The sequence below is a fragment of the Ferrimonas sp. SCSIO 43195 genome (genome assembly GCF_023716685.1).
Classification (GTDB): Bacteria; Pseudomonadota; Gammaproteobacteria; order Enterobacterales; family Shewanellaceae; genus Ferrimonas; species Ferrimonas kyonanensis.
The window spans coordinates 84,510-100,637 of the sequence record NZ_CP072679.1 but is presented as its reverse complement, the minus strand read 5'-3'; the positions used below and the strand labels follow the sequence as shown (position 1 = coordinate 100,637).

Genomic DNA, 16,128 nt, shown 5'->3' with positions numbered 1-16,128 from the left:
GGAGCCTTTTTGTTTGCCACTCAGTGTCGCTCTGCCAGCACCGCAAACAACGCCTGTAACCTCAGCCCATCGGCCAACACCACGGTCAGCGGCACTTTGGCATTGCGACCATTGAGCAGGGGGGCTAAATCCAACGCCTCACTCTCCACCTCGGCCACCGGCGTCTCAGCCACCGGCTTGCTGTAACTGACTTCCGCCCGGGCCAGCACGATATCGCCTTCCAGCCCACACAGTTGCAATTCCAGCCACACACGCCCCCAACCGGTGAGCACCGCCTGGCTGTATCCGGCACCGGCAAACAGGGTTCCGTGCAGATTGCGGCCACTGTCGAAACTGGCCCGAGTGCAGAAACGGCGGCCGTCAAACGACAGCCCCTCGACCTGCATGAAACCGGCCAGGGGAATGGTCTGATGCCACACCTGGGTCAAACGGGCAACGCCACTGTCCAGCACCTTGGCCATGCGCCGGTGCGACACGGTGCCAAACAGGGTGTGACCGACACCGATGTCCCGATACCCCCGGGCCAGATAGAATCCCAGCTGAGACTCTCTCGCCTGCAGCTCCACCACCTCCAGGCCGGCCTGTTGTGCCGCCAGCTCCAGGGCAGCCAGCAGTTGCGTGCCCAGGCCCTGCCGCTGACGGTCAGGCGCCACCGCCATATAGCGAATCTGCCCGCGGCGACACGACAGCGAATGCACCCGACCGGTGGCCACCACGGTTCCGTCGCCATCCAGCCCGACCCGGTGCAGTCCCTGAGCCTCCAGATCATCCTGCTCACTGCCTCTGGGCTGCTGCCAGGGTTGACGCAGTACCCGAAATCGAAGATCAAATCCCGCCGTCAATTGTGCTGGATCGGGCTTTACAAATATCATGGCCACCTGCGTAATCTGTTTTAGCGCAAATAAGCGCCGAGAATAGCACAGATTAAGTGGACAGCCTGGCCCTACCAAGGCAAGGTTAACCCAGGCTGACCGCCGTGATTTAATCACCGCTAATCTGCCGTCGCTATCACTATTACAACCGCAGTCACCTTTGGTATTTGGGATGTCACAAGAAAATAATCGTCAAGAGTTTCTGGTCTTTACCCTGGGGCCTCGTCGGGCTTTCGCCATCACCACGCTGAAAGTGCGGGAGATCGTCACCACCCGTCAGTTCAACCAGATTCCCGGCAGTCACCCGTCGGTGGTGGGCACCATGCCACTGCGGGGCCACACTCTGACGGTGATTGATCTGGCCAACGCCATCGGCATGGCATCCGATGACTGCAAACAGGTGGTGGTATGCGAAGTGCAGGAACGCCTGTACGGTCTGCTGGTGACCGGCATCGATACCATTCACTACTGCAACAGTGATGACGTTGCCGCTATGCCAACGAAGTTGGGCGACACCAGCTACAGCTCCGGCGTCATTCGTCGCGACAACGACCTGGTGCAGGTGCTGGATCTGGAGCGCATCCTCAACGAAACCGTGGGTCTCAATGCCCGTCAGGACAACGACGATTTTGTCCTCGACGACGCCACCCTGGCGGAGATTCGCGGCCAGCGAATTCTGATCTGCGACGACTCCCGCTTTGCCCGTCGACAACTGGCCAACGTGCTGGAGCAACACGGCATCGATTACCACAGCGCCCCCAACGGACGGGCCGCCCTGGAGCGACTGCAGGAACAAGCCGCCGCCGGCGAACCGATTCAGATTCTGGTGTCCGACATCGAGATGCCGGAGCTGGACGGTTACCAACTGGCCACCACGGTTCGCAGCGAAGCCTGCCTCAAAGAGACCTACATCATTCTGCACACCTCACTCAACAGCGAGGTATGCCGTCGCTACACCCACAACAGTGGCGCCGACGAAGGCCTGTGCAAATTTGATCCCGAAGCCCTGTTGGCGGCCATCGCCCGCGGCTCACACCACTGAGTCGACCAGCATTAAGGCGTCCGGCGGGCGCCTTTTTTCTGCCACCGACCCCAGCCGGGCCTGCATTTGGTATACTGTGGCGCGCCAAAACCCGGCCACCAGTTGGATACCACAGTGACTACCGAAAAACGCCTGAATAAATTCATCAGCGAATCCGGCTTCTGCTCCCGCCGCGAAGCCGACAAGCTCATCGAGCAGAACCGCGTCACCATCAATGGTCGCACCCCGGAACTTGGCACCAAGGTGCAGCCGGGCGACCAGGTCGCCGTGGACGGTAAGCCCATCAAGGCCAGCGCCAGCAACAAGTCCGATCGCATCTACATCGCCTACAACAAGCCCATCGGCATCACCTGCACCACCGAGCGGGACGTGCACGGCAACATCATCGATGCCATTGGTCACAAGCGGCGCATCTTCCCCATCGGCCGCCTGGACAAGCCGTCCGAAGGGCTGATTTTTCTCACCAGTGACGGCGACATCGTCAACAAGATCCTGCGGGCCGAAAACGCCCACGACAAAGAGTACGTGGTCACCGTCGATCAACCGGTCAGCGAACGCTTCATCGAGCGAATGTCCAAAGGGGTACCGATTCTCGATACCGTCACCAAACCCTGTCAGGTCACCATGGTCAGCCGCTATGTGTTTAAGATCGTGCTGACTCAGGGACTGAACCGTCAAATTCGACGCATGTGTGAGTATCTGGGTTACAAGGTCACCAAGCTGAAGCGTACCCGCATCATGAACGTGACCCTGTCGGGACTGCGCCCCGGCCAGTGGCGGGACCTGAGTGCCGACGAGATGGCGGCCATCAACCAGGCCGTGGCGGGCTCCAGCAAAACCGCCGTGAACACCACCCCACCCAAGGGCAGCCGCGACGGCGACTTTCGGCCCGCCAGGCCGATCAAACCCCGCTCTGGCGCGCCGCGTCGGCCGAGTGGCCAGGGAGAGGGGCGCGGCGCCCTGGACAAGCCCAGCGGTCGAAAAATCTTTGTCGACAACCCCAACAAACCCAAGGTCGACAAACCCAAGCCGCGTAAATCCGGCGACCGCACCCTGAGCCTGAAACGCAAAGGATCAAAATAGCCCACAAAAAAGCCGCTCCGTTGAGCGGCTTGTTGGTGTTGTGGCAACTACACCTGCAGGTGGAAGGTCACCGGACCGTCGTTGGTCAACGACACCTGCATGTCGGCGGCAAACTCACCGGTCTCCACCGCCATCCCTGTGCTGCGGCAATAGTCGACAAATTCAAGGTACTGCGCCTCAGCCTGTTCCGGCTTACCGGCGCGGGAAAAGCTGGGCCGCAGGCCGCGGCCGGTGTCGGCAGCCAGGGTAAACTGGCTGACCACCAGCAATTTGCCGCCGGCCTGGCGGACGTTAAGGTTCATCTTGCCCTCGTCATCGGAAAAGATTCTGTACTTCATCACCTTATCCGCCAGCTTTCGCAGTTTGTCGGTGTCATCCGCTTGCTCGACACCCAACAACACCAGCAGGCCCCGGTCAATTTCGCCGGTGATTCGGCCTGCCACTTCCACTTTTGCGGTCGAAACCCGCTGCACCAGTGCGATCATTGTGTCCCCTCATTCAAAGTCGCCCCAGTGTGACCTCAGCACCGTGGCAACTCAAGCGGGAACCCGCACCTTTGCGATGCCGCTCAGAGGGTATTGAGCCGAACCTCTTTGGCCATGGGCTGCGCCTGGGGGAACTGCTGCTTCAACAGTGCCAGGCCCTGATTGGTCCAATCCATGAAGCGAGTCAACTCCAGCACACTGATCCTATCCACAAAGGTTGCGGCGCCGCGCACTTCGATGGCCTTGCCTTCATCGCGCACCACAAACTTGGCAAAGTCCAGTTGCTGATTCAACTTGCCGATGATCAGCAGTAACTCCGGGGTCTGGGCCAAATCCGGGTGCAGGGCGTAGTACTTGGTGATCACCACTCGGTCCAAGCCGTTGGGAATCAGCTTCGGCTGCAGCAGGAAATGGCTGCCGTCGTAATCCACCAGTGCCCGACCGGCACTGGCGCGCTTCACCTGGTAAGACTCCGACTTCAGGGCCTCAATCAGGTGGTCCGTGGCCTGTTCGTTGGTCATGCCGCTCATGTCGACGGTCACCGGGTCGTTTCCGGTACTGGCACAGCCGGTCATCACAACCAGCACGGCGGCGATCATCCAATGTTTCATCATGTCAATTCCTTATGTTTTTCAGTTACGGCAAAGAACTCCGGCAGAGACGCAGTCACTTCCGCCCCCACCAGAAGGATCATCCAGGACAGGTACACCCAGACAAAGAGTATCGGGATCACGGCCAGCGCCCCATAAATCGCCTCATAAGACGGAAAGGTGGTGATGTACCAGGCAAAGCCCCGCTTACCCGCCTCAAACAACAGCGCCGCCACCACCGCACCGCTGAGGGCATGGTGAAACCGGACCTGGGTATTGGGAACCAGTGCATACATCATCACAAACGCCAGCACCGACAACAAAAATGGCAACTTCGCCACGAAGAACGGCACCACACCGGACAGGCCAACGTCGGAAAACAGCTTCAATGACACCAGGTAAGAGGTCATGACGATACTGGCGCCTATCAGGATAGGGCCCAGGGTCAGAATCATCCAGTACATGGAGAAGGAGTACACCCAGCGCCGGCGCTGCCGAATTCGCCAGATCTGATTCAAGGCCTTATCGATGGCCGAGATCAGCGCCAGCGCCACCACCGCCAGGAACACCACCCCCACGGCGGTCATTCGCGACGCGTTGTCGACAAACTCCGCCAGATACTGCTGCACCACACCGCCGGCAGTGGGCACGAAGTTGCTGTACACAAACTGCTCCACCTGCTGCTTCACCCCTTTGAAGGCCGGAAACGCAGAGAAGATCGACAGCACCACCGCCATCAGCGGCACCAGCGACAACAAGGTCATGTAGGCCAGGTACCCCGAGGTCACCTGCAGGCGGTTATCGACGCTACGCCGAAGCAAAAATCGAAAATAGGCGGGAATGCGACGCCAGGGAAACCGTTGCCACTGCAGTCGAGCCCGAGTCATGATGTTCATAGTAAACCTGTGCAACCTTACGTCACTCTGATCATAACATGGCATAGAAAAGAACAATTTACCCTATTTGATTCCACCGGCCCCCGGTTTACTGTCCCCCCCGCCCTTGACTCCCTACCGGGTCGACCGCCACTATGGCGGCCACGGATAGCCAGCCCCCCGAGTTTCGACATCACCATGCCGACCCGCACCCCACCACTCCCCAGCCTCTACTATGCCCTGTTGTCGGCCCTGGGATTTGCCCTGATGACCGTCTGCGTCAAGCTGACCAGCGCCCGCGACATTCCGGTGTTGGAGATTGTCGCCGCCCGAGCCTTGGTGTCACTGATCCTCAGCTACCTGGATATTCGCAGCAAGGGATTGGCACCGCTGGGCCGCCACCGAGGGCTGTTACTGGCCCGGGGTCTGGTCGGTACCCTGGCACTGATGTGCGTCTATTACGCGGTCACCACCCTGCCGCTGGCAGAGGCCACCCTGCTGCAGTACCTGCATCCGGTCTTTACCGCGATGCTGGCCTGGTACTTTCTGGGCGAACGGGTGCACCGGTTCACCTTGATCTGCATCCTGCTGTCTCTGAGCGGACTGAGCGCCATGCTGGTGCCGGGCCTGTCTTCTGCGGATCAGGCCCTGCCTTGGTTCAGCGTCGTTGCCGCCCTGCTTGGCGCCTGCGGCAGCGCCGTGGCCTACATTCTGGTAAAAAAACTCAGCGGCAAAGAGGACAGCTCGGTGATCATCCTCTACTTCCCACTGGTGGCCCTGCCGGTGTCGCTGCTGCTACTGGGGGATCAACTGGTGATTCCGGACCTGCCGACCCTGGGATTGCTGCTGCTGGTTGGGGTGTTCACCCAGGTTGGGCAGGTCGGGCTGACCAAGGCGTTGAAGGGTGAGGCCGCCAACAAGGTCGTGGCATACTCCTACGTACAGATCCTGTTTTCCATCCTGCTTGGCTGGCTGGTGTTTGCCGAAATTCCGGCGCTGTGGACCCTGGTCGGCGGTGGCTTGATTCTGTTGGGGGCGCTGTTCAACCTGATGAGCCGACACCGGGGCTGAGTCGAGTGCCATCGCCATGGTGTTGCCGAACCTCGAGTCGGTGTTAACATAACTGTCTCAACTTCCGGGCAAACTCGGTCCCGGAGCTCAGTGTATGCAGGGTAACCAAGGAGGTTCGCATGTCCGGACAGGGGTCCGCCGGTAACGTCATCGCCGCCATTTGCAGCTTTTTTATTCCCGGACTGGGACAGCTGGTACAGGGGCGAGTGCTCGCCGCGTTGCTGTTCTTTGTGTTTGTCAGTACAGGGTACTTTTTCTATTTCCTGATCGTGCCGGCCATACTCGGCGCCATTCTCCACCTGTGGTGCATCATTGATGCCGCCAAATACCGATAAGGGACCACTATGAAGTATTGGATTCTGATCGCCGCCCTGATGCTCGGCGGTTGCCAGTCGGCATACTACGCCGCCGCCGAACAAGTGGGCTATCACAAACGGGAGATTCTTACCGATCGGGTGGAATCGGCCCAGGAGAGCCAACAGGAGGCACAGCAACAGTTCAGTTCGGCCCTGGAGCAACTGCAGACACTGGTGGATTTTGACGGCGGCGACCTCGAAGACGTCTACGACACTGTCCGCGATGAATATCAGGCCTCGGAAAAGGCCGCCAACGATGTCCGTGACCGCATCGACAGCATCGATGACGTCGCCGAGGCGATGTTTGATGAGTGGCAGCAGGAGCTGGAGCAGTACCAGTCCGCCAAACTGCGGCGCGACAGTGAAAAGCGCCTGTCGGCCACCAAACGGCAATACGCCAGCATGCTCAAGAGCATGCGCCGCGCCGAGCAGAAAATGGAACCGGTTCTGGCCCGCCTCAAAGACAACGAGCTGTACCTGAAGCACAACCTCAATGCCAATGCGGTCAACGCCATCGGCAGCGAGTTCAGCGATCTCAAGGGCGAAGTCCAGTCTCTTATAACCGAGATGAATAAAGCCATTGCCGAATCCGATCAATTTATTAAGACCCTCGGGCAATAAAGATTTGGTTTCCAATCCAAATTGTTAAGTGGGTCTAAAAACCACAACGCTGCCACTGCCAAGGGGGCCGTAGGCTGAGATACTGGCGACCATCTGAAACTGTTTGGCTGGTCCATGTCCATCTTCGAATCCTTAATCTTGCTCACCGGCTTCACGGTCGCCTTGGGCATTGTGGTCTCCCTGAGCCGTAGCCTCGGGGTGATAAGTGCTGCGGTCACCGCAGGGCTGGGATTGCTGATGGCCCACGATATCCTGCTGGTACTGGCCTCCTTCTGTTTCCTGCTGACCGTCACCGCCGGGCGCTGGCTGTTGCCCAGTCGGCTGCCGTCCCGCACCATGGATCGCTTCGACCAGTTGCGGCAGTTAACCCAAAATGGCTTCGCCATCGCCATGGTGATAGTGGCGGTACAATACGCCCTGTACGCCATGCAGATGCACGCCGGCAGCCTGTGGATGACCCGCCCCAGCGTGGTGGATGTCTACCTGCCCGTCACCGCCGGGGTCTCCCTGCGCGCCTGGATAGAGCAGGGCATCATCGACCACCAGCACCCGGCCGCCCTGGTGCTGTTTCTGGCGCTGCTGGGCTCCGCCTTGATCACCAAGCGGGCATTTTGCAGCTGGGTCTGTTCGGTGGGGTTCTTTTCCGAGGTGCTGTATGAACGCCTCAACCCCTACTGGAAGAAAGATCACCAGCTTCCCTCCTGGCTCGACAGCAGCCTGAAGATGACCAAATACGGCCTGCTGATCTGGCTGCTGTGCCTGGTGATGGAGATCCCCTCCTCAGGCCTGGAAGACTACCTCAACAGCGAACGCCACCTGATGGCGGATCTGTCGATGTGGCAGCGATTCACCAATCCCTCTCTGATCGGCCTGGCACTGCTGGCGGCGGTACTGACGCTGTCCACCATTAAGCGCAACGCCTTCTGCCGCTATTTCTGCCCCTACGGCGCCCTGATGGGGCTGTTGTCGATGCTGAGTCCATTCAAGATTCGCCGCAACCCGGCCCTGTGCCTGCGAGAATGTGACGACAAGGACTGCCGCAAGTGCCAGCAGGCTTGCCCCTCCAACATTCCGGTACATCAGTTGGAAACCGTCAGCGTCGATGATTGCCACGCCTGCCATCGCTGTGCCCAGGCTTGCCCGAAGAAAGACGCCCTGACCCTGTCTCTGCCAGGGCATCGTTGGCCGCTGAAGCCGTCGATGATCCTGCTTATCCTGCTGTTTTTCGTTACTGTGATTCCGCTGTTCAGCTACCTGGGCGGCTACTGGCAGAGCGAATCCTCAGAACAGCTTCGACAGGCGATACTGCCGAAGCTGGATCAACTGTCGGTACTGCCGGTCGCCGATTAGCCCCAGGCGGCCGCCCTCGCTGACATCGCCACTCACTTCGGGTCGACCACCACCCTTGGCATGAAGACAAAAAAAAGAGCCGCAGAGCGGCTCTTTTTTTGTCGGCAATGGCGACTTATTTTTTCGCTTCGCGGGACGCGCGCTTACGATCGGATTCGGTCAGCAGCTTCTTACGAATGCGGATGCTCTCAGGAGTCACTTCCACCAGCTCATCGTTGTCGATGAATTCCAGCGCCTGCTCCAGGGTCATCACGATTGGCGGAGTCAGCACCTGAGCGTCGTCAGTACCGGAAGCACGAACGTTGGTCAGCTGCTTGCCTTTCAGGGCGTTTACCGTCAGGTCGTTATCACGGCTGTGAATACCGATGATCATGCCTTCGTACACTTCCACACCGTGTCCAATCATCAGGCGGCCACGTTCCTGCAGGTTAAACAGGGCGTTGGTCAGGGCTTTACCGGTCGCGTTGGCGATCAATACGCCGTTGTTGCGCTGGCCGATTTCGCCACCCTTGTGAGGGCCGTACTTGAAGAAGGTGTGATAGATCAGACCAGTACCCGAGGTCAGGGTCATGAACTCGGTCTGGAAACCAATCAGGCCACGGGATGGCATGATGAAGTCCATACGGATGCGGCCTTTGCCGTCCGGTGCCATATCGGTCAGCTCGGCTTTACGTACGCCCAGCTTCTCCATCACACCGCCCTGGTGTTCCTCTTCGACGTCAACGGTAACGGTCTCGTAGGGTTCTTCCAACACACCGTCGACGGTACGCAGAATCACTTCCGGACGGGACACGGCCATCTCGTAGCCTTCACGACGCATGTTCTCGATCAGAACACCCAGGTGCAGTTCACCACGGCCAGAAACGCGGAACTTGTCCGGATCATCGGTCTGCTCAACACGCAGGGCCACGTTGTGAACCAGTTCCTGTTCCAGGCGCTCAAGGATGTTCCGTGAGGTCACGTACTTACCTTCCTGACCACAGAATGGTGAGGTGTTTACCTGGAAGGTCATGGTAACGGTTGGCTCATCCACAGACAGCGCCGGCAGGCCTTCCACTTCGTTCGGGCAGCAGATGGTGTCGGAGATCTTCAGCTCACCCAGACCGGAAACCGCAATGATGTCACCGGCTTGCGCCTCTTCCACATCGTGACGCTCCAGACCCAGGTACCCCAGTACCTGGCCCACTTTTCCATTACGGACATTGCCGTTGGCGCACTGAATGGTGACCTGCTGGTTCAGCTTCACTTTACCGCGGCTCACTCGGCCAACGCCGATCACGCCAACGTAGGAGTTGTAGTCCAGCTGAGAGATCTGCATCTGGAAAGAACCATCCGGGTCGCCGGCAGGGGCCGACACCTGGTCAACGATGGTCTCGAAGATGGCGGTCATGTCTTCGCCCTGAGTCTCGGCATCGTGAGAAGCCCAACCGTTCAGTGCAGAGGCGTACACCACCTGGAAATCCAGTTGCTCATCGGTCGCGCCCAGGTTGTCGAACAGGTCAAATACCTGGTCCATTACCCAGTCAGGACGAGCACCCGGCTTGTCAATTTTGTTAATCACAACAATTGGCTTCAAACCCTGAGCAAAGGCTTTCTGGGTTACGAAGCGGGTCTGTGGCATCGGACCCTCTTGGGCGTCCACCAACAGCAGTACGCTGTCGACCATAGACATTACACGCTCCACTTCACCACCGAAGTCGGCGTGTCCTGGGGTGTCCACAATGTTGATGCGGTAATCGTTCCATTTGATGGCAGTGTTCTTAGCCAGAATGGTAATACCGCGCTCTTTCTCCAGATCGTTGGAGTCCATCACGCGTTCGTCGAAATCAGTACGGCTCTCTAAAGTTCCGGACTGCTGCAGCAGTTTGTCCACCAAGGTGGTCTTGCCGTGGTCAACGTGCGCGATAATCGCAATATTTCTTAGTTTGTCCAGCACGATTCTGCCTGGCTCCATGGTTGCATCAAAAGGGCGGCTATTCTACTCTTTCGGACAGCAACAGGATAGTGCTTTTTTTCACCAACGAGCAGAAGCCATGGAAGTCGCTGCGTTACTCTCGGTGCATTGCACCAAAATTAAGCAACCCACGCACCATTATGGTGCAATTTGGTATCCCGCTCGCTACACTCCTTCACCAAAAACCCTACACATCAATAACTTAATACTTTGGCACAGCTTTAGCATAGGCTGTGGCAGAGCATTTAGGGCCGTACACGCCATTTGGAGGTAAACAGGATGTCTGTCGAACACGTATTAGAACTAATTAAAGAAAACGATGTGAAGTTTGTCGACCTGCGCTTCACCGATACCAAAGGTAAAGAGCAACACGTCTCCCTGCCCAGCCACCAGATTGACGGCGACTTCTTTGAAGAAGGCAAGATGTTCGACGGCTCCTCCATCGCCGGTTGGAAAGGCATCAACGAGTCCGACATGGTGCTGATGCCGGATGCGGCCACCGCCGTACTCGACCCATTTACCGAAGAGTCCACCCTGAACCTGCGTTGCGACATCATCGAGCCGACCACCATGCAGGGCTACGACCGCGACCCGCGTTCCATCGCCAAGCGCGCCGAAGGCTACATGCGCAGCGCCGGCTTTGCCGACGAAGTGTTCTTTGGTCCAGAGCCGGAGTTCTTCCTGTTTGACGACGTCAAATTCAAGACCGACATGGCCGGTTCCATGTACCAAATCGATGCCGAAGAAGCCAGCTGGAACTCCGACAAGCACTTCGAAGGCGGTAACATGGGCCACCGTCCTGGCGTCAAGGGTGGCTACTTCCCAGTGGCTCCGGTGGATTCCTCGCAGGATCTGCGTTCCGCCATGTGTCTGGTGATGGAAGAGATGGGCCTGACCGTCGAAGCACACCACCACGAAGTGGCTACCGCCGGCCAGAACGAAATCGCCACCCTGTTCAACAGCATCGTTGAAAAGGCAGATGAAATTCAGATCTACAAGTACGTGGTTCACAACGTGGCCCACGCCTACGGCAAGACCGCAACCTTCATGCCTAAGCCGGTTGTCGGCGACAACGGTTCCGGCATGCACTGCCACCAGTCGCTGATGAAGAACGGCGAGAACCTGTTTGCCGGCGATAAGTACGGCGGCCTGTCCGAAACTGCCCTGTACTACATCGGTGGTATCATCAAGCACGCCCGTGCCATTAACGCCTTTGCCAACGCGTCTACCAACTCTTACAAGCGACTGGTTCCCGGTTTCGAAGCCCCGGTTATGCTGGCCTACTCCGCCCGTAACCGCTCGGCCTCCATCCGGATTCCGGTGGTACCCAGCCCGAAAGCGCGCCGCATCGAAGTGCGTTTCCCGGATCCAACCGCCAACCCGTACCTGGCCTTTGCCAGCATGCTGATGGCCGGTCTGGACGGAATTAAAAACAAGATCCATCCTGGTGAAGCGATGGACAAAGACCTGTACGACCTGCCAGCCGAGGAAGCCGCAGAGATCCCAACTGTTGCTGCCTCCTTTGAACAAGCCCTGGATTGCCTGGATGCGGATCGTGAGTTCCTCACCGCCGGCGGCGTGTTCTCTGACGATTACATCGATTCCTACATCGAGCTGAAACGTGCTGAGGTTGAACGCCTGAACATGACCACTCACCCTGTTGAGTTCGACATGTACTACAGCTGCTAAAAATAAAAACAAACCAGCATTTTAAGCCCACCGTTCTGGTGGGCTTTTTTGTGGCTGCTACACTCTGACTACGTACGCCATCAGGAGCCCAGGGATGCGGATTCTGTTACTACTGCTGCTGATCAGCGGCTTGGCCCAGGGCACCGTCTACCGCTGGGTGGACGCCAACGGCGTGGTTCATTACAGCGACACGGCCCCAGCCAAAGCCCGAGCCGACCGCTTGCAACCGACAGCCGATAGCCAGGTGCGCATTCGCCCCATGACCTTGCCAGCGGGTTCCGATCCTCAGGCCGAGGATACGGCACCCCATTACCAATTAACCCTGCTGACCCCGACGGCAGATGCCACCTTGCGAGACAACCGCGGCCGCATCACCGTCAAAGCCGCCGTAACCCCGGCCCTGGCCCGGAATCATCGCCTGCTGCTGCTGTTGGACGGTCAGGCTCAAGCGATGAACGGCAAGGCGATGACCCTGGACAACGTCGATCGCGGCAGCCATCAACTGCAGTTGCAAGCCATCGACGACCAGGGGCAGTTATTGGGCAGCAGCGACGCCATTACCGTTCACCTGCACCGCCAGTCGGTGCTGCAGTCACAGCGCAAAGGCACCTGACTCCACGCATTGTGGCAAACAACTTGCAGTGTTTCCCCACCGGGTCGGAATTCGGCCACGACAGCCCATTTTTGTTGCGCATCACCAATGAAGTGCACACCACCACACCGGTGTTGCACCAAATTGGTGCAGTGGTATCTTAGGGATAGCCGTCACCACAGGAGTACCCACCCCAATGGCACCGATTGAGGAAACCCGCTTGTTAAATCACCTGACTGCCGCCGTCATGGTGGTGGACAACCAACTGATGGTGCAGTTGGCCAATCAGGCCTGCGAGCAACTGTTTGGCCTCAGCCGTCGACGCCTGACCGAGATCCGTCTGACCGATTGCGTCTCACGCATCGGTCTGGAACCGGCGCAACTGCAACACAGCCTGGCCAGCCATCAGGGGTCCGCTTTCTACGCCATGAGCCTGATCACCCTCGACGGCCAACACCACACGGTGGACCTGTTCCTGACTCCGATGCAGGACGGCCAGGGATTGCTGGAGCTCAGAGTCATCGATCAGCAGCAACGCATCAGCCAGGAACTGCACCAATACGCCCAGCACCATGCGGCACAATTGCTGGTGCGGGGACTGGCCCATGAGATTAAAAACCCCCTCGGCGGCCTGCGGGGTGCGGCCCAACTGCTGGAGCGACAACTGACCGAACCGGGTCAGAAGGAGTTTACCGGCATCATTATTGAGCAAGCGGATCGTTTAAGAATGCTGGTGGACAGACTGCTGGGGCCGCAGAAACCCGGCCCCAGGGTGGTGGCCAACATTCACCGGGTGCTCGAGCAAGTCAGCCAACTCTGTGCCCTGGAGTTTCCCGACACTCTGGTGTTTGTCCGGGATTACGACCCGTCGATTCCCGACTTCGACATGGAGCGGGATCTGCTGCAGCAGGCGGTGCTGAACATCGTCCGCAATGCCGCCCAAGCCATGGAGGGACGGGGCACTATCACCCTCAAGACCCGCACCTGCAGTCAGGTGACCATTGCCGGAAAGCGCCATCGCATGGCGGTCATGGTCAGCATCATCGACAACGGTCCCGGGATCGACGACAAGCTCAAAGATACCCTGTTCTACCCGATGGTAACCGGCAAGGCCGATGGATCCGGGTTGGGACTGTCCATCGCCCAGAACGCCGTCGCCCAGCACCAGGGCCGCATCGATGTCGACAGCTGGCCCGGCCACACCGCCTTTACCCTGATGCTGCCACTGATGACCACTAAGGAGAGCCAATGAACGAGCGAGTATGGATACTGGACGACGACAGCTCCATTCGATGGGTTCTGGAGCGCGCCATGCAGGCCGAAGGGATCAGCAGCGCCAGCTTTGCCAGCGCCGAGTCACTGTGGCAGGCACTGGCGGATCAGCAACCGGACGCCATCATCAGCGACATCCGCATGCCGGGCACCGACGGCCTGACGCTGTTGGAGCGGGTGCAACAGCACTACCCGCAGCTGCCGGTGATCATCATGACCGCCCACTCGGATCTGGACAGTGCCGTCGGCGCCTACCAGGCCGGCGCCTTTGAATACCTGCCGAAGCCGTTCGATATCGACGAGGCCGTGGCCTTGGTTCAACGGGCGTTGGAGCAGTCGGCAACTCAGACCAAGCCCCGTCGTGAAGCGGCCATTCCGGTGCCAGAGATCATCGGCGAAGCGCCCGCGATGCAGGAAGTGTTCCGCGCCATCGGGCGGCTGTCCCGCTCCACCATCAGCGTGCTGATCAACGGCCAGTCCGGTACCGGTAAAGAGCTGGTGGCGCATGCGCTGCACAAACACAGCCCCCGCGCCAGCGAGACCTTTATCGCCCTCAACATGGCCGCCATTCCCAAGGACCTGATTGAATCGGAGCTGTTTGGCCATGAAAAAGGCGCCTTTACCGGCGCCGCCGGTGTCCGCCAGGGCCGCTTCGAACAAGCGGACGGCGGCACCCTGTTTCTGGATGAGATCGGCGACATGCCATTGGACGTGCAGACCCGGTTGCTGCGGGTGCTGGCCGACGGTCAGTTCTATCGGGTCGGCGGCCATCAGCCGGTCAAGGTGGACGTGCGCATCATCGCCGCCACCCACCAAAACCTGGAGAGCCGCGTCGCCGACGGTGAATTTCGTGAGGATCTGTTCCACCGCCTTAACGTCATCCGCGTGCACCTGCCGGCCCTCAAGGACCGCAGCGAAGACATTCCGGCTCTGACCCGCCACTTCCTCAACCGCGCCGCCAAGGAGCTGGGCGTGGACGCCAAACGGCTGCACCCCGATACGGTGAAGAAACTGGTGACTCTGGAATGGCCGGGCAATGTACGCCAGTTGGAAAACTGCTGTCGCTGGATGACCGTTATGGCTTCGGGTCAGGAGATCCTACCCGCGGACCTGCCGACAGAACTGCAAACAGGCAGCGGGCAGGAGCCCCCTCGTCAGCCAGGAGACTGGCAATCTGGGTTGGCATCCTGGGCTGAGGATGCCCTGAGGCAGGGCCAGCAAGAGCTGCTGGCAACGGCACTGCCTCAATTTGAGAAGATCATGCTGGAAACCGCCCTGCACCACAGCCGCGGTCACAAACAGGAGGCGGCCAAGCTGCTCGGCTGGGGCCGCAACACCCTGACCCGCAAGATCAAAGAGCTGGGTCTCTAGCCAGGCTCGGCGACCACCACGCTTTGCGGGTCCTGGTGCACGATCACGTCGCTGTCCGGTAGGGCGGTGCGAATGCGCCGCTCCACCGCGTCGGCAATGTCGTGGGCATCCCGCAATGAGATGTCGCTCTCCAGTTCGATGTGCAGCTGCACGAACAGCACATGGCCAGAGCGGCGGGTGCGCAGATCGTGCAGTCCCAACACCCGCGGGTCCTCCAGTGTCAGCCGTTCAACCTGCTGGCGCACCTCCGGCTCAGCTTCACGATCCAGCAGCAGTTGTACCGCCTCGTACCCCAGAGTGATGGCCCCGTAGCCGATATAGAGAGCGATCAGCACCGAGAACACCCCGTCCGCCCACCAGAATCCTTTCGACGCCAGCACCAGGGCGATCAACACCGCCAGGTTCAGCAGCAGGTCTGAGCGGTAGTGCAGGGCATCGGCGGCAATGGCGGTGGAGCCGGTAACCTTGACCGCATGGCGCTGCACATACAGCAGTGCCAGAGTCAACGCGATTGCAAACACCGACACGCCGATACCGATACCGGAATGTGACAGCGCGGCCGGCTTGAGAATGCGGTCCACCCCATGGAACACCAGCAGAAAGCTGGAGCCAAGGATAAAGCCAGCCTGGGCCAGCGTCGCCAACGGCTCGGCCTTACCGTGGCCGAAGCGATGATTGTCATCCGCCGGTTGAATCGCCAGCCGCAGCGCCATCAGGTTGATCAGCGACGCCGCCGCATCCATCAGGGAGTCGGTCAACGAAGCCAGCATGCTGGCGGAACCCGAGTAAAACCAGGCCACCAACTTGGCGATGATCAGAACGCTGGCGGTGGCCACCGACGCACGACTGGCCCAGGTCACCCAGAACTGATACTCGGAACGAACAGGAGTTGGCATTGCTTTGCC

The 16,128-nt window shown here is 59.2% G+C and carries 16 protein-coding genes; 10 read left to right on the top strand and 6 right to left on the bottom strand.

Annotated elements, in window-relative coordinates; translation table 11 throughout:
• Window positions 1–20: 20 nt before the first annotated feature.
• Window positions 21–872, bottom strand: coding sequence for a YiiD C-terminal domain-containing protein (locus J8Z22_RS00465; RefSeq protein WP_252008317.1), 852 nt, complete (start codon window positions 870–872; stop codon window positions 21–23).
• Between the two features lie 172 nt (window positions 873–1,044).
• Between J8Z22_RS00465 and J8Z22_RS00460 the strand changes: the two genes are divergently transcribed.
• A complete protein-coding gene (locus J8Z22_RS00460; protein ID WP_028112578.1) occupies window positions 1,045–1,914 on the top strand; it encodes a chemotaxis protein in 870 nt (289 codons plus the stop codon).
• Between the two features lie 114 nt (window positions 1,915–2,028).
• Window positions 2,029–2,997 carry a 23S rRNA pseudouridine(2604) synthase RluF gene (rluF, locus tag J8Z22_RS00455; protein ID WP_252008315.1) on the top strand — a complete coding sequence of 323 codons (969 nt, stop codon included), beginning with the start codon at window positions 2,029–2,031 and terminating at the stop codon, window positions 2,995–2,997.
• A 47-nt stretch (window positions 2,998–3,044) separates the two neighbouring features.
• On the opposite strand, the gene dtd is transcribed toward rluF, so the two are convergent.
• From dtd to J8Z22_RS00440, 3 genes are all read right to left on the bottom strand, one after another.
• The gene (gene dtd, locus J8Z22_RS00450) at window positions 3,045–3,482 is read right to left on the bottom strand and encodes a D-aminoacyl-tRNA deacylase (protein ID WP_028112576.1); all 438 of its coding nucleotides are present in this window, start codon (window positions 3,480–3,482) and stop codon (window positions 3,045–3,047) included.
• Between the two features lie 83 nt (window positions 3,483–3,565).
• Entirely contained in the window at window positions 3,566–4,096 is a 531-nt protein-coding gene (locus J8Z22_RS00445) for a hypothetical protein (protein ID WP_051252586.1), read from the bottom strand.
• A complete protein-coding gene (locus J8Z22_RS00440; RefSeq protein WP_051252607.1) occupies window positions 4,093–4,959 on the bottom strand; it encodes a virulence factor BrkB family protein in 867 nt (288 codons plus the stop codon). Before J8Z22_RS00440 ends, J8Z22_RS00445 begins: the two co-directional genes overlap by 4 nt.
• Before the next feature lie 186 nt (window positions 4,960–5,145).
• On the opposite strand from J8Z22_RS00440, the gene J8Z22_RS00435 reads away from it, so the two are divergent.
• The 4 genes from J8Z22_RS00435 (at window position 5,146) to J8Z22_RS00420 (ending at window position 8,345) form a co-directional block, all read left to right on the top strand.
• Window positions 5,146–6,018: a DMT family transporter gene (locus J8Z22_RS00435; protein WP_252008313.1), complete on the top strand. Its 873-nt coding sequence runs from the start codon at window positions 5,146–5,148 to the stop codon at window positions 6,016–6,018.
• 119 nt (window positions 6,019–6,137) lie between these two features.
• Window positions 6,138–6,353, top strand: coding sequence for a hypothetical protein (locus tag J8Z22_RS00430; protein WP_028112573.1), 216 nt, complete (start codon window positions 6,138–6,140; stop codon window positions 6,351–6,353).
• Window positions 6,354–6,362: 9 nt separating this feature from the next.
• On the top strand, window positions 6,363–6,995 hold the full coding sequence (locus tag J8Z22_RS00425) for a DUF2959 domain-containing protein (protein WP_028112572.1): 633 nt from the start codon (window positions 6,363–6,365) through the stop codon (window positions 6,993–6,995).
• A gap of 114 nt (window positions 6,996–7,109) precedes the next feature.
• Complete coding sequence (locus J8Z22_RS00420) at window positions 7,110–8,345, top strand: 4Fe-4S binding protein (protein WP_252008311.1); 1,236 nt, start codon at window positions 7,110–7,112, stop codon at window positions 8,343–8,345.
• Window positions 8,346–8,460: 115 nt separating this feature from the next.
• Here the strand turns inward: J8Z22_RS00420 and typA are convergent, their stop codons facing one another.
• Window positions 8,461–10,299, bottom strand: coding sequence for a translational GTPase TypA (gene typA, locus J8Z22_RS00415; protein WP_035415692.1), 1,839 nt, complete (start codon window positions 10,297–10,299; stop codon window positions 8,461–8,463).
• A 279-nt stretch (window positions 10,300–10,578) separates the two neighbouring features.
• Between typA and glnA the strand changes: the two genes are divergently transcribed.
• From glnA to glnG, 4 genes are all read left to right on the top strand, one after another.
• On the top strand, window positions 10,579–11,988 hold the full coding sequence (glnA, locus tag J8Z22_RS00410; RefSeq protein ID WP_028112570.1) for a glutamate--ammonia ligase: 1,410 nt from the start codon (window positions 10,579–10,581) through the stop codon (window positions 11,986–11,988).
• Between the two features lie 94 nt (window positions 11,989–12,082).
• Window positions 12,083–12,601, top strand: a complete 519-nt coding sequence (locus J8Z22_RS00405; protein ID WP_252008309.1) for a DUF4124 domain-containing protein — start codon at window positions 12,083–12,085, stop codon at window positions 12,599–12,601.
• Between the two features lie 184 nt (window positions 12,602–12,785).
• Window positions 12,786–13,832 (top strand): nitrogen regulation protein NR(II), encoded by a 1,047-nt coding sequence (glnL, locus tag J8Z22_RS00400; protein ID WP_028112568.1) that lies wholly within the window; start codon window positions 12,786–12,788, stop codon window positions 13,830–13,832.
• Entirely contained in the window at window positions 13,829–15,223 is a 1,395-nt protein-coding gene (gene glnG / locus J8Z22_RS00395) for a nitrogen regulation protein NR(I) (RefSeq protein WP_252008308.1), read from the top strand. The genes glnL and glnG overlap by 4 nt, the downstream gene beginning before the upstream one ends.
• Here the strand turns inward: glnG and J8Z22_RS00390 are convergent.
• Window positions 15,220–16,119, bottom strand: coding sequence for a cation diffusion facilitator family transporter (locus J8Z22_RS00390; RefSeq protein WP_028112566.1), 900 nt, complete (start codon window positions 16,117–16,119; stop codon window positions 15,220–15,222). The genes glnG and J8Z22_RS00390 overlap by 4 nt on opposite strands.
• Between the last annotated feature and the right edge of the window lie 9 nt (window positions 16,120–16,128).

Bases quoted from the DNA above. Each gene is read 5' to 3' on its own strand.
- J8Z22_RS00465 (WP_252008317.1), bottom strand. From the start codon at position 872: ATGATATTTGTAAAGCCCGATCCAGCACAATTGACGGCGGGATTTGAT.
- J8Z22_RS00460 (WP_028112578.1), top strand. From the start codon at position 1,045: ATGTCACAAGAAAATAATCGTCAAGAGTTTCTGGTCTTTACCCTGGGG.
- dtd (WP_028112576.1), bottom strand. From the start codon at position 3,482: ATGATCGCACTGGTGCAGCGGGTTTCGACCGCAAAAGTGGAAGTGGCA.
- J8Z22_RS00445 (WP_051252586.1), bottom strand. From the start codon at position 4,096: ATGATGAAACATTGGATGATCGCCGCCGTGCTGGTTGTGATGACCGGC.
- J8Z22_RS00440 (WP_051252607.1), bottom strand. From the start codon at position 4,959: ATGACTCGGGCTCGACTGCAGTGGCAACGGTTTCCCTGGCGTCGCATT.
- J8Z22_RS00435 (WP_252008313.1), top strand. From the start codon at position 5,146: ATGCCGACCCGCACCCCACCACTCCCCAGCCTCTACTATGCCCTGTTG.
- J8Z22_RS00430 (WP_028112573.1), top strand. From the start codon at position 6,138: ATGTCCGGACAGGGGTCCGCCGGTAACGTCATCGCCGCCATTTGCAGC.
- J8Z22_RS00425 (WP_028112572.1), top strand. From the start codon at position 6,363: ATGAAGTATTGGATTCTGATCGCCGCCCTGATGCTCGGCGGTTGCCAG.
- J8Z22_RS00420 (WP_252008311.1), top strand. From the start codon at position 7,110: ATGTCCATCTTCGAATCCTTAATCTTGCTCACCGGCTTCACGGTCGCC.
- typA (WP_035415692.1), bottom strand. From the start codon at position 10,299: ATGGAGCCAGGCAGAATCGTGCTGGACAAACTAAGAAATATTGCGATT.
- glnA (WP_028112570.1), top strand. From the start codon at position 10,579: ATGTCTGTCGAACACGTATTAGAACTAATTAAAGAAAACGATGTGAAG.
- J8Z22_RS00405 (WP_252008309.1), top strand. From the start codon at position 12,083: ATGCGGATTCTGTTACTACTGCTGCTGATCAGCGGCTTGGCCCAGGGC.
- glnG (WP_252008308.1), top strand. From the start codon at position 13,829: ATGAACGAGCGAGTATGGATACTGGACGACGACAGCTCCATTCGATGG.
- J8Z22_RS00390 (WP_028112566.1), bottom strand. From the start codon at position 16,119: ATGCCAACTCCTGTTCGTTCCGAGTATCAGTTCTGGGTGACCTGGGCC.